Raw genomic sequence first — 12,270 nt, forward strand, 5'->3', positions numbered from 1 at the left:
GGCGCGGATGCGCTGGTGATCTGCACCGAGTGGAAGGAATTCCGCACGCTGGATGGCGAGTGGTTGAAGCAGCAGCTGGCCTTCCCGGTGGTGGTGGATGGCCGCAACCTCTTCGAGCCGTCCGCCATGAAGTCTGCCGGCCTGATGTATTACGCGGTCGGCCGTGGTGATTCCATGCATCAAGCTCCGGAGGCCTCGTGAGCGCGGGTCTCGCGAGGTCAGAAAAGCTGGCCGCGATTGCCATTCGTCAGGTCGAGAAGAGCACCGGTGCCAGTCGCAACGCCTTCGAGCAGGCGGACGCCCTGACCGCGCTGGGGTATCGCGTGGTGATTCTCGCCGAACGTGGCAAGCCTGAGCTGGCGCGGGAGCATGGCGCGGAGCTGGTGCGTCTGTGGCGCTGGCCGTTCAAGGGGGCCTATCGGCGCTTCTGGTTCAATCGTCGGGTTCAGGCATGGGCCCGTCGCCACACGCCGGACCTGCTGGTCAGCCATGGGGATTGCGAGAGCCCGGATACCGTCTATCTGCACAACTGCGTGCATCTGGCGTCACAGTGCATCCATGGCCGTGATCTGCCTGAGAATCATGAAGTGGCCGCGATCCATGATCACGTGCTCAACGGTGGCAAGTTCCGTCAGGTGGCGGTCAATTCGCGCATGATGGGCGATGATCTCGTCGAGCGCTACGCGATCTCGCCGGACAAGATCGAGATCAGCTACCCGGGCTATGACCCGGTGCAGTTCACGCCCGAGCGTGCACGTGCCGGCCGTGAAGCCCAGCGTGAGGCGCTTGGCGTCAGTGGGGAAGAGCAGTTGATCGGGCTGGTGACATCAGGGAACTTCACCAAGCGCAATGTGGCCGGATTCGTCGCCATGGCCGCGCTGATGGAGCAGGCCAGCCCCGGACGCTATCGTTTTCTGGTGGTGGGCAAGGATGATGCCGCGCCCTACCAGCAGCAGGCACAGGTAGCCGGCGTGGCTGAGCGCATGATCTGGCGTTCGACCATCGCCGAGGTCGAAACGCTCTATGGCGCGCTGGACCTGTTCGTTCTGCCGGCACATATCGAGGAATTCGGACGCGTCGCGCTGGAAGCCATGGCCTGTGGTACGCCGGTACTGCTCAATGCGCGTGTCGGCTCGGCCGAGTTGCTCGACGATCACCCCTCGCTGGTGATGGCCGCGCAATCCAGCCCGACGCAGTGGGCCGAGCGCTGTACCCATCTGCTGGAGAGCGACTCCGATGCGCTGAGCAGAACCCTGGCCGCACTTGCCACGGGCTACTCCCATCAGGCCCAGAACCTCAAGCTCAAGGCCAGTTTCGAGGCATTGATGGCGGGGCGCTGAGCGAATCACCTGCTGAACAGAAAGCCCTGTATCCCGCTGGATACGGGGCTTTTTTTCTGTCAGGCATCGCGCGGGGGGCCCTGGGGCATCGCGCCGCCTTGGGTGTCTCGTCCGCAGTCCCTATACTCGTCACTTGATTTCGGCAGGAGAATCGCATGTCCCTGAGTACCAGCATCATTCTGATCGTCATTGCACTCATCATCATCGCCGGTCTGACGGCCTATGCGCTCAAGTTGCGCCGTGAGGTGAGGAAGCGCGAGGCGTTGCGTGCAGAGGAGTTGACGCGTGCACGCGCCAATTGCCTGGAGAGTCTTGAAGCGATTGCCCGTGCCATGCAGGCCGGCCAGGTGGACCTCGTGGAAGGGGGGCTGCGCTGCAAGGTGTTGATCGAGATACTGGATACCTCGCTGGCAGAGGATGACGTCCTGGGGGCCTTTGGCACCCTGCACGGGCGAGTGTCCCACCTGCATACCCACTCGGCACGCAAGGCACTGAGCCCGCGTGAGCGACTGGCAGAGGACAAGGAGCGCATCGCCGTCGAGGAAGAGATGGCCAAGCCTCTTCAGCAGGCAGCGCAATGCGTGCTGGAAAGCATGCCGGTGTGGTATCGCGAGTACCTGGGACGTGAACGGCCCGTGGCACCGACGGATCTGGGTCAGGCGCTATAGCGGCATCGGGTGCTGCGCACGGGCGGGGAGAGCATTCGCTTCGGACCCGCGGGTCACGAGCCGCAAGGCATCGTGTGAATTCGGGTGGTATCAGGCCATTGAGAGGCTGGCATGAACAATACGCTCCCGCTGCTGGGAACTGAACTGATCGAGCTGCGCCATGCGCTGCATCGGGCACCGGAGCTGTCCGGGCAGGAGGAAGCTACCTCGGCCCTGATCGCCGGCTGGATGGAAGAGGCAGGCGCCGAGGTGGTCACGGGATTGGGGGGGCATGGTCTGGCGGCCATCTTCCGCGGTGCCGCGCCCGGCCCGCGGGTCATGTTGCGCTGTGAGCTCGATGCGTTGCCCATCGATGAGGTGCCACGGGGAGACTGGTCATCCTGTCACCAGCATGTCGGCCATCTCTGTGGTCACGATGGGCACATGACGTGGCTGCTGGGAGTGGCGCAGCGTCTGGCCAGGCGCCCGGTAGCCAGGGGCGAGGTGGTATTGCTGTTCCAGCCCGCCGAGGAGACCGGAGAGGGCGCGCGTGCGGTGGTACGCACCAAGGCATTCGAGACCATCAAGCCGGATTTCCTCTATGCCTGCCACAATCTGCCGGGGCGGCCGCTGGGAGAGGTCAGCGTCCGTGATGACGCCTTCACCTGTGCCTCGCGGGGCATGATCGTGCGGCTTTCCGGACTGTGCGCCCACGCAGCCCATCCCGAGAATGGGCGCAGTCCCGCCATGGCCATGTGTCGCATCATGCAGGGACTCTCTCGTCTGCCGCTGCAGTTCGCGGACGAGACGGGGCTTGCCATGGTCACTCTGGTGCACGCGCGGCTGGGGGAGGTCGCCTTCGGCACCGCGCCGGGGGATGCCGAGGTGATGGCGACCCTGCGCACGGAAAGCAACGACATGATGAAGGCCCTCGCCGAGGCGGCGGTCTCATTGGCTCGCAGTGAGGCGGAAGAGGACCATCTCGGCATCGAGGTGGACTGGTGCGATGCCTTTGAGGCGACTTGGAATTCGGCTGAGGCGAACGCGGTGATTCGTCGCGTGGCGGCGCAGGTGGGGCAGCCCTGTCATGAGCTGGATCAGGCACATCGCTGGTCGGAAGATTTCGGAGTGCTGGGGCGAGAATGCCATGCCGCCATGTTCACGCTGGGGGCCGGTGAAGCGCTCCCGGGACTCCATCATCCCCGCTATGATTTCCCGGATGACCTGATCTTGCCGGGTGTCGCGCTCTTCGAGGGACTGGTGCGTCACCACCTGAACGGTGCATGAATCGTGACTTTTACAGCGTCTCTTAAATGATACAGGTAGTGTCAAAGTTTTTCGACGTTGCAAAAAACACTGTTTTCCTTCAACGTATGCATGAGGATCGGTACCGTTTTCAAGGGAAACAGACCCGATCAGAGCTGGAAGGACGCACTCAGATGTGCTTTCTTCTAAAGGGATGAGGTATATAAAATTCCTTTCACCGTAACGAGTTCGGCTCTTATACTCGGAGCCGCTGCGTAACACCCCGTTACAAATAGCGCTGTGTAAAGAAGGAGTCTTACATGAAAAGATCTACGACTGGCCTGGTTCTGGGGTCTGCATTGGTTGTTGGCCTGTCTGGCTGTGCAAGCTCTGCTTCCCAGTCCTCATCCGCTGAGAAGCCGTGGTACAGCCAGCCGTTCGTCTGCGGTCTGGCCGGTGGCCTGATCGGTGGGGGGATTGGTTACGGCGTCTCTGGCGACAGCGACGAAGACACCGGCGCTTCTCTGGGTGCCGTGGGCGGCGCGACTGCCGGTGCACTGCTGTGTGCTGACGACGCTCCGAAGTCCATGGACGACGACGGCGATGGCGTGCCGAACGATCGTGACGAATGCCCGGGTACTCCGGCAGGCGTCGCAGTCGATGCGAAAGGCTGCCCGCTGGACACCGACGGTGACGGCGTTGCTGACTACAAGGACCAGTGCCCGGGTACCCCGGCCGGCGTCACTGTTGACGCGAAAGGCTGCCCGCTGGATTCCGATGGTGACGGCGTGCCGGACTACCAGGACCAGTGCCCGAACACTCCGGCAGGTGCCAAGGTCAACGCCCTGGGCTGTGTCGCTGACCTCGTGCTGCGCGACGTGAACTTCGAGTTCGACTCCGCCAAGCTGACCTCCGGCGCTGAGCAAGTGCTGAACGGTGTGGCTGCCAAGCTGGTGTCCAACGAGAACGTTCGTGTCCGTATCGAAGGTCACACTGATTCCGTGGGTTCTGACTCCTACAACAAGCAGCTCTCCCAGAAGCGTGCTGACTCCGTCAAGGCGTACCTGGCCTCTGAAGGTGTCGGTTCCAACCGCATGGAAACCATGGGTTACGGTGAAGAGCAGCCGGTTGCCAGCAACGACACCGCTGCAGGTCGTGCTGAAAACCGTCGCGTCGAGCTTGCTGAAGTCAAGTAAGCCCATCGCGGTAAGCTGAATCAGACGGGGCGCCTTCGGGCGCCCCGTCTGCGTTTCCCCCTTCAGGATCATGTACCTGCTCATGGGTGTGTCTTTACGCTATTTGAGTGGGCTGCTAAGGTCTTGTCTCGATCATGGGCCATCGGTCCGTGCGTCCGTGATGTGTGGCCGGCGCGTCAGCGCTCTGCGCCATCACGGCAGCTTCCCCTGGCATCGTAGGCCGGGGACGGCAACCGTTCCGTCCATGATCCGTACCACCCCATCGAGCCGACGCCCCGGGCGCTCGGCTAAATTCGCTTCACGTGACCCTTGGTAAGGGCCACCACTGAATGCAAGGATTCCTTCATGCCTATCGTTACCCTGCCTGACGGCAGCCAGCGTACCTTCGATACTCCGATTTCCGTGATGCAGCTGGCCGAATCCATCGGTCCCGGCCTTGCCAAGGCGTGTGTCGCCGGCAAGATCAACGGCGTCGAAGTCGATGCCGCCGACATGATCACCGAAGATGCTGACGTCGCCATTCTCACGGCCCGTGATGCCGAAGGCCTGGACGTGATCCGTCACTCCTGCGCCCACTTGATCGGTCATGCCGTCAAGCAGCTCTATCCGGATGCCAAGATGGCCATCGGTCCGGTCATCGATGACGGTTTCTATTACGACATCGATTTCGGTCGCTCCGTGACGCCGGAAGACCTCGAGTCCATCGAGAAGCGCATGAAGCAGCTGATCGACAGCGAGTACGACGTGGTCCGCGAGTACGTCTCGCGTGACGAGGCCATGGCCGCTTTCGAGAAGCGTGAAGAGCCGTACAAGCAGGAAATCATCGAAGGCATCGGTGAGGGCGATACCATCCGCCTGTATCACCATGAAGAATACACCGACATGTGCCGTGGCCCGCACGTGCCGAACACGCGTCACCTGAAGCACTTCCAGCTGCTCAAGCTGGCAGGTGCCTACTGGCGTGGTGATTCCACCAAGCCGATGCTGACGCGTATCTATGGCACCGCCTGGCCGGACAAGAAGCAGCTCAAGGCCTACCTCAAGCGTCTCGAGGAAGCCGAGAAGCGCGACCACCGCAAGCTGGCCAAGAAGCTGGATCTCTTCCACATGCAGGAAGAGGCACCGGGCATGGTGTTCTGGCACCCGAATGGCTGGACCATGTATCAGGTGCTCGAGCAGTACATGCGCCGGATCCAGCGAGCCAACGGCTACCAGGAGATCAAGACCCCTCAGGTCGTCGATCTTTCGCTCTGGAAGAAGTCCGGGCACTGGGGGCATTACAACGAGCTGATGTTCACCACCGAGTCCGAGAAGCGCGAGTACGCCGTCAAGCCGATGAACTGCCCGTGCCACGTCCAGGTCTTCAATCAGGGGCTCAAGAGCTACCGCGACCTGCCGCTGCGTCTGGCCGAGTTCGGCTCCTGTCATCGCAACGAGCCTTCAGGCTCTCTGCACGGCCTGATGCGTGTGCGTGGTTTCACTCAGGACGATGCTCACATCTTCTGTACCGATGATCAGGTGCAGTCCGAGGCGGAAGACTTCATCCGACTGACGCTGGAAGTCTATCGTCAGTTCGGCTTCGAGGATGTCGAGCTCAAGCTCTCGACACGCCCCGAGTCGTTCATCGGTGAGCCGGAAGCCTGGGACAAGGCCGAGGCTGGCCTGCAGGCGGCACTGGATGCGACCGGCCTGCCGTGGGAGCTTCAGCCGGGCGAAGGCGCCTTCTATGGACCAAAGATTGAATTCTCCCTGCGAGATTGCCTGAATCGTGTCTGGCAATGTGGTACGCTACAGCTCGACTTCAATCTGCCTGAGCGTCTCAGTGCCCAGTTCGTCGATGAAAGCGGTGAGCGTCGCACTCCGGTCATGTTGCACCGTGCGATTCTCGGCTCCTTCGAGCGCTTCCTCGGCATACTGATCGAGCACCACGCTGGCGCGATGCCTTTCTGGCTCGCCCCGGAGCAGATTGTCGTGATGAACATCACGGATTCCCAGGCAGAATATGCCAAGGATCTGGTCTCTCGCCTCGAGAAACATGACATCCGTGTCAAAGCAGACTTGAGGAACGAGAAGATCGGCTTTAAAATCCGTGAGCATACTCTGCAGAAGGTTCCTTACCTCATCGTCGTCGGCGACAAGGAAGTGGAAGCTGATGCAGTAGCTGTCAGAACCCGTTCCGGTGAAGACCTCGGCACCATGAAAGTTTCAGAATTCATGGAACGCCTGAAGGAAGAACAGGTCTGACAGTAACGAATTTCAGCCAAACGGAGACGCAACGATCAAGCGGAATAATCAGCGCGGACGCCCCCAGGAAAAGCGGGCTCCCATCAATGACCGTATTCGTGCGGACGAAGTCCGCCTCATCGACGCAGATGGAGAGCAGGTCGGCGTAGTGCCGACGAAAGAAGCGCTCACCAAGGCCGAAGAGGCAGGGCTCGACCTCGTCCAGATTTCCAATGCCGATCCCATCGTCTGCAAGATCATGGATTACGGCAAGTTTCTTTTCGATGAGAAGAAACAGAAGAATCTTCAGAAGAAGAAGCAGAAGCAAATCCAGGTCAAGGAAGTCAAATTCCGTCCTGGTACCGATGAAGGCGATTATCAGGTCAAGCTGCGTAACCTGACTCGCTTCATCGAAGGCGGAGACAAGGGCAAGGTTACCTTGCGCTTCCGTGGTCGTGAAATGGCGCATCAGGACATCGGCCGCAAGCTGATGGAACGTATCGCCGGCGACCTCGGTGAACTCGTGACCGTCGAGTCCTTCCCGAAAATGGAAGGCCGTCAGATGATCATGATTCTCGCGCCGAAAAAGAAGTGATCCACAGGCAGTAGAACGGACATATCAGGGTCACGCTTGCGGGCGTGGCTCTTTTTGTCGGCCTTGGATTTTCTCAAGAAACCGAGCGGAGTTAATACTCATGCCGAAGATCAAGACTAACCGCGGCGCTGCCAAGCGCTTCAAGAAGACTGCCAACGGCTTCAAGCACAAGCAGTCCTTCCGTAGCCACATCCTGACCAAGAAGTCGACCAAGCGTAAGCGTCAGCTGCGTGGCATGAAGCAGGTTCACGCTGCAGACAAGGCGCTGATCCAGCGCATGCTGCCGAACCTGTAAGCCGTCCTTACCTCGGTCCAACTTTCTTAATATCAGGAGTACGCTATGTCCCGCGTCAAGCGTGGCGTCGTCGCACGTCGCCGTCACAAGAAGATCATGAAGCAGGCCAAGGGTTACTACGGAGCGCGTTCACGCGTCTTCCGCGTAGCCAAGCAGGCTGTCATCAAGGCCGGCCAGTACGCTTACCGTGACCGTCGTGTCCGCAAGCGTCAGTTCCGTGCCCTGTGGATCGCGCGTATCAACGCTGCGGCCCGCATCAATGGCATGTCTTACAGCCGCTTCATCGCTGGCCTGAAGAAGGCCAATATCGAGATCGACCGCAAGGTCCTCGCCGATATCGCGGTTCACGAAAAAGCTGCCTTTGCTGCCATCGTCGAGAAGGCCAAGGCTGCTCAGTAAGTGACCGGATCAGATGTCGCCCGGCACCGGCCAGCCACGCGAGTGGTGAGTCGAGGCGCGACTGTCGAATGCTTGCATTGGGCAGCTCAGGTGGCATCGAGATGACGTGTTACGTCACAGGGGAAGAGCAGCCGCTCTTCCCCTGTTTTTGTTTGGTGTCTCCCTCGGATTTCGGGAGAGGTGCCAGCGCGAACATGAATGAGGCTGGCCGCGGATCGGGCCGGACTCTGGCAAGGGCGCGACCGTCTGTGTGACTCACCGCGGACGGAGCGTTCTCCCTGCCGATCTTCGGGTCGGCGCGACTTCCATTGACGTGGGCTCTACCACGTCGATGACTCAAGCGATCGGAGCTGAACGGATGGAACATCTTTCCACCCTGGTGGACGAAGCACGCACCGCGATCCAGGCGGCCGGAGACGTCCAGACCCTCGATGAGGTGCGGGTACGCTTTCTGGGCAAGAAGGGCGAGATCACCGCGCTGCTCAAGGGGTTGGGCAAACTGTCCCCCGAAGAGCGTCCCAAGGCCGGTGAGACCATCAACGAAGCCAAGCAGCTGCTGAACGGCGAGCTGGAAGCGCGTCGTACCGCGCTGGAAACGGCAGCGCTCAATGCACGACTGGCTGCTGAACGCGTCGACGTCACCTTGCCGGGACGCGGCGAACCAGTGGGTGGCCTGCACCCGGTGACGCGCACGCTTGAGCGCATCGAGAGCTTCTTCGCGCACATCGGCTACGGGGTTGCCGAAGGCCCGGAGATCGAAGATGACCACCACAACTTCGAAGCGCTGAACATCCCGTCGCATCACCCGGCACGTGCGATGCACGATACGTTCTACTTCGACGCCACGCGTCTGCTGCGTACGCATACCTCGCCGGTGCAGGTGCGCAGCATGAAGGCCAGTGAACCGCCGCTGCGCATCGTCTGCCCGGGTCGTGTCTATCGCTGCGACTCTGACCTGACCCATACCCCGATGTTCCATCAGGTCGAGGGTCTGCTGGTCGACGAGAATGTCAGCTTCGCCGACCTCAAGGGCACCGTCGAAGAGTTCCTGCATGCCTTCTTCGAGCGTGATGATCTGGAAGTCCGCTTCCGTCCGTCCTACTTCCCGTTCACCGAACCGTCCGCTGAAGTCGATATCCAGTGCGTGATGTGCGCCGGTGACGGCTGTCGTGTCTGCTCCCACACCGGCTGGCTCGAGGTGATGGGGTGCGGCATGGTGCATCCGGAAGTCTTCCGTCACTCCGGTATCGATAGCGAGCGCTTCCGCGGCTTCGCCTTCGGCATGGGCGCGGAGCGTCTGGCGATGTTGCGTTACGGCGTCAACGACCTGCGGTTGTTCTTCGAGAACGACCTGCGTTTCCTTCGCCAGTTCAGCTAGGCACTCATTCACGTATCGCGCCTTGAGGGCGTGAACTTACGGAACAGGACAGCAAGATGAAATTTTCCGAACAGTGGCTGCGTGAGTGGGTGTCGCCGGAACTGAGCACCCAGCAGCTGGCCGATCAGGTCACCATGGCTGGTCTGGAAGTCGATGGTATCGAACCGGTCGCCGGTGAGTTCACCGGTGTGGTCGTGGCCGAGGTCAAGGACAAGCAACCGCATCCGGAGGCCGATCGCCTCAATGTTTGCCAGGTGGATGATGGCAGCGGTGCGCTGGTGCAGGTCGTGTGTGGCGCGCCGAATGTCGCCGCCGGTCAGAAGGTGCTCTTCGCCCAGGTCGGCGCGAAGCTTCCGGGTGACTTCAAGATTCGCAAGGCCAAGCTGCGCGGTGTCGAATCCCGCGGCATGATCTGCGGTGCCTCCGAGCTGGGTCTGGAGGCGGAAGCCTCTGACGGCATCATGGTGCTGGCCGCGGATGCGCCGGTGGGCCGTGATGCCCGTGACTTCCTGAACCTCGACGACAACGCCATCGAGGTCGATCTGACCCCGAACCGCGGTGACTGCCTGAGCGTCAAGGGCCTGGCACGCGAAGTCGGTGTGCTCAATCGTCTTGCCGTCACGGCACCGAGCATCGAGCCGGTCGCGGCCCAGATCGACGACACCTTCCCGGTCACCGTCAGTGCGCCGCAGGCCTGCCCGCGCTATCTGGGGCGTGTGGTGCGCGACGTCAATGTCGCCGCGACCACCCCGCTATGGCTCGAGGAGCGTCTGCGCCGCAGTGGTATCCGCAGCATCGACCCCGTCGTCGACGTCACCAACTACGTGCTGCTGGAGCTCGGTCAGCCGATGCACGCCTTCGATCTGGCGCGCCTGAACGGTGGCATCGAGGTGCGCATGGCGGCCGCTGAAGAGCCGCTGACGCTGCTCGACGGTCAGGAAGTCGCGCTACGTGACGACACCCTGGTCATCGCCGACGAGAAGGGCCCGCTGGCCATCGCTGGCGTGATGGGCGGCGAAGGCAGTGGCGTGAACGGCGAGACGCGCGACATCTTCTTCGAGTCGGCCTTCTTCGCGCCGTTGAGCGTGGCTGGCAAGGCGCGCAGCTATGGCCTGCACACCGACAGCTCGCATCGTTTCGAGCGGGGTGTGGACGCGCAGCTGCAGCGTGATGCCATCGAGCGGGCGACGGCTCTGCTGCTCGAGATCACCGGCGGCAAGCCGGGCCCGATCATCGAGGTCGCAAGCGACGCAGCGCTGCCCAAGGCCGCCGTCGTCAGCCTGAGCGGCGCCAGTGTCGAGCGCACGCTGGGCATGGCATTGCCGGATGCCGAGATCGTCGAGATCCTCGAGCGTCTGGGCATGCAGGTCGTGGCCGATGGCGAGAGCCAGTGGCAGGTGACGGTGCCGAGCTGGCGTTTCGATGTCAGCATCGAGGCTGACCTGATCGAGGAGCTGGCGCGCATCCACGGCTACAACAATCTGCCGGTCAGCCGCCCGAACGCGCGCCTGGCACCGGCCGTGGCCAATGAGACCACCCAGCCGCTGACCAGTCTGCGTCGTCAGCTGGTGGCGCGGGGCTATCAGGAAGCGATCAGCTACAGCTTCGTCGCCCCTGAGCTGCAGAAGACGCTGGACCCGCACGGGGTGGCGCCGGCACTGGCCAACCCGATTTCCAGCGACATGGCCGTGATGCGCAGCTCGCTGCTGCCGGGGCTGGTCAAGGCACTGAGTCACAACCTCAATCGTCAGCAGTCGCGCGTGCGCCTGTTCGAGACCGGGCTTGTGTTCCGTGGTGAGCTGGACTCCCTCGAGCAGACACCGATGATCGGTGGCCTGATCACCGGCGCACGTCTGCCGGAAGGCTGGAATGGCGGTCGTGACAAGGTCGACTTCTTCGATCTCAAGGGCGATGTCGAGGCACTGCTGGCACTGGGCGGCAACCTGGATGCCTGGCGTTTCGAGGCTGCCGAGCATCCGGCGCTTCATCCGGGTCAGTCCGCTCAGCTGTTCTACAACGGCGAGCCGGCAGGCTGGATGGGGGCTTTGCACCCGGCGGCGCGTGCCGAACTCGGCCTGAAGGTCGAGGTGTTCGTGTTCGAGATCACGCTGGCCGCTGCTTGTGCGGGCCGTCTGCCGCGCTTTACACCGCTCTCCAGGTATCCGGAAGTGCGTCGTGACCTGGCCTTCGTGGTCGAAGAGGGCGTGCACGTGCAATCGCTGCTCGACGCCATCCGCTCGCAAGCCGGGGAATGGCTGACGGATCTGCGCCTGTTTGACGTCTATCAGGGCCAGGGGGTAGCCGATGGTCACAAGTCGCTCGCTCTGGGCTTGACCTGGCAGCATCCTTCGCGCACGCTGAATGATGAGGAAATCAATCAGTTAGTCGATGCGATCGTCGCCGATGGCCACACACGTTTCGGGGCGGCGCTGAGAGCATGAGTCGCCACTTGAACGAGGGAGCGGACATGGGAGCGTTGACCAAGGCGGAACTCGCCGAGCATCTCCATGCAGAGCTTGGCATGTCCAAGCGCGAAGCCAAGTCGATGGTCGAAGTCTTCTTCGATGAGATTCGTGGCTGCCTGCGTGAGAACGAACAGGTGAAGCTGTCCGGTTTCGGCAACTTCGATCTGCGTGACAAACGCGAGCGTCCGGGGCGCAATCCCAAGACAGGCGAGGAGATTCCGATCTCCGCGCGTCGCGTGGTGACCTTCCGTCCTGGCCAGAAACTCAAGGCTCGGGTGGATGAGTACGATGGCGAAGGCCATACCCATCAGCGCCTTGAGGAGCATGACGACCACGATGATCATCATGATGACGATGATCACTGAGGTCGCTGGTCGAAGCCGTTGCCGTTGAGCCATTGACAGCTTCGCCGCTCCTGTCGTTCGAGTGAAAAGCCCCGATGCCCTGCATCGGGGCTTTCGTCGTTCAGGGGGAGAGAAAGTGCGTC

General features: G+C 61.7%; 12 protein-coding genes. All 12 read left to right on the forward strand.

Annotated features, from left to right (window positions below):
- On the forward strand, positions 1-201 hold a 201-nt coding region (locus tag QD228_RS13710), incomplete at its 5' end, for a UDP-glucose/GDP-mannose dehydrogenase family protein (protein WP_279875892.1).
- Positions 198-1,340, forward strand: a complete 1,143-nt coding sequence (locus QD228_RS13715) for a glycosyltransferase family 4 protein (RefSeq protein WP_077374646.1) — start codon at positions 198-200, stop codon at positions 1,338-1,340. The genes QD228_RS13710 and QD228_RS13715, both read left to right, overlap by 4 nt.
- A gap of 155 nt (positions 1,341-1,495) precedes the next feature.
- Positions 1,496-2,008, forward strand: coding sequence for a DUF2489 domain-containing protein (locus tag QD228_RS13720; protein WP_077374644.1), 513 nt, complete (start codon positions 1,496-1,498; stop codon positions 2,006-2,008).
- A 111-nt stretch (positions 2,009-2,119) separates the two neighbouring features.
- A complete protein-coding gene (locus QD228_RS13725; protein ID WP_191237488.1) occupies positions 2,120-3,274 on the forward strand; it encodes an amidohydrolase in 1,155 nt (384 codons plus the stop codon).
- 278 nt (positions 3,275-3,552) lie between these two features.
- Positions 3,553-4,428 carry an OmpA family protein gene (locus tag QD228_RS13730; protein WP_065392602.1) on the forward strand — a complete coding sequence of 292 codons (876 nt, stop codon included), beginning with the start codon at positions 3,553-3,555 and terminating at the stop codon, positions 4,426-4,428.
- 345 nt (positions 4,429-4,773) lie between these two features.
- Positions 4,774-6,672: a threonine--tRNA ligase gene (gene thrS / locus QD228_RS13735; protein ID WP_084208127.1), complete on the forward strand. Its 1,899-nt coding sequence runs from the start codon at positions 4,774-4,776 to the stop codon at positions 6,670-6,672.
- A gap of 34 nt (positions 6,673-6,706) precedes the next feature.
- Positions 6,707-7,246 carry a translation initiation factor IF-3 gene (gene infC / locus QD228_RS13740; RefSeq protein WP_077374638.1) on the forward strand — a complete coding sequence of 180 codons (540 nt, stop codon included), beginning with the start codon at positions 6,707-6,709 and terminating at the stop codon, positions 7,244-7,246.
- 100 nt (positions 7,247-7,346) lie between these two features.
- Positions 7,347-7,541 carry a 50S ribosomal protein L35 gene (gene rpmI / locus QD228_RS13745; RefSeq protein ID WP_043335648.1) on the forward strand — a complete coding sequence of 65 codons (195 nt, stop codon included), beginning with the start codon at positions 7,347-7,349 and terminating at the stop codon, positions 7,539-7,541.
- A gap of 45 nt (positions 7,542-7,586) precedes the next feature.
- Complete coding sequence (gene rplT / locus QD228_RS13750; RefSeq protein ID WP_043335644.1) at positions 7,587-7,940, forward strand: 50S ribosomal protein L20; 354 nt, start codon at positions 7,587-7,589, stop codon at positions 7,938-7,940.
- Between the two features lie 358 nt (positions 7,941-8,298).
- Positions 8,299-9,318, forward strand: coding sequence for a phenylalanine--tRNA ligase subunit alpha (gene pheS, locus QD228_RS13755; RefSeq protein WP_176493407.1), 1,020 nt, complete (start codon positions 8,299-8,301; stop codon positions 9,316-9,318).
- A gap of 56 nt (positions 9,319-9,374) precedes the next feature.
- Entirely contained in the window at positions 9,375-11,759 is a 2,385-nt protein-coding gene (gene pheT, locus QD228_RS13760; RefSeq protein WP_279875893.1) for a phenylalanine--tRNA ligase subunit beta, read from the forward strand.
- 26 nt (positions 11,760-11,785) lie between these two features.
- Positions 11,786-12,148 (forward strand): integration host factor subunit alpha, encoded by a 363-nt coding sequence (gene ihfA / locus QD228_RS13765; RefSeq protein ID WP_103751403.1) that lies wholly within the window; start codon positions 11,786-11,788, stop codon positions 12,146-12,148.
- Positions 12,149-12,270: the final 122 nt, after the last annotated feature.

Source organism: Cobetia sp. 3AK, assembly GCF_029846335.1.
In the GTDB taxonomy this organism is placed as follows: domain Bacteria; phylum Pseudomonadota; class Gammaproteobacteria; order Pseudomonadales; family Halomonadaceae; genus Cobetia; species Cobetia marina.

Coding starts and splice junctions, on each gene's coding strand:
- pheS (WP_176493407.1), top strand. CDS start 8,299: ATGGAACATCTTTCCACCCTGGTGGACGAAGCACGCACCGCGATCCAG.
- thrS (WP_084208127.1), top strand. CDS start 4,774: ATGCCTATCGTTACCCTGCCTGACGGCAGCCAGCGTACCTTCGATACT.
- QD228_RS13725 (WP_191237488.1), top strand. CDS start 2,120: ATGAACAATACGCTCCCGCTGCTGGGAACTGAACTGATCGAGCTGCGC.
- rpmI (WP_043335648.1), top strand. CDS start 7,347: ATGCCGAAGATCAAGACTAACCGCGGCGCTGCCAAGCGCTTCAAGAAG.
- QD228_RS13730 (WP_065392602.1), top strand. CDS start 3,553: ATGAAAAGATCTACGACTGGCCTGGTTCTGGGGTCTGCATTGGTTGTT.
- ihfA (WP_103751403.1), top strand. CDS start 11,786: ATGGGAGCGTTGACCAAGGCGGAACTCGCCGAGCATCTCCATGCAGAG.
- rplT (WP_043335644.1), top strand. CDS start 7,587: ATGTCCCGCGTCAAGCGTGGCGTCGTCGCACGTCGCCGTCACAAGAAG.
- QD228_RS13720 (WP_077374644.1), top strand. CDS start 1,496: ATGTCCCTGAGTACCAGCATCATTCTGATCGTCATTGCACTCATCATC.
- pheT (WP_279875893.1), top strand. CDS start 9,375: ATGAAATTTTCCGAACAGTGGCTGCGTGAGTGGGTGTCGCCGGAACTG.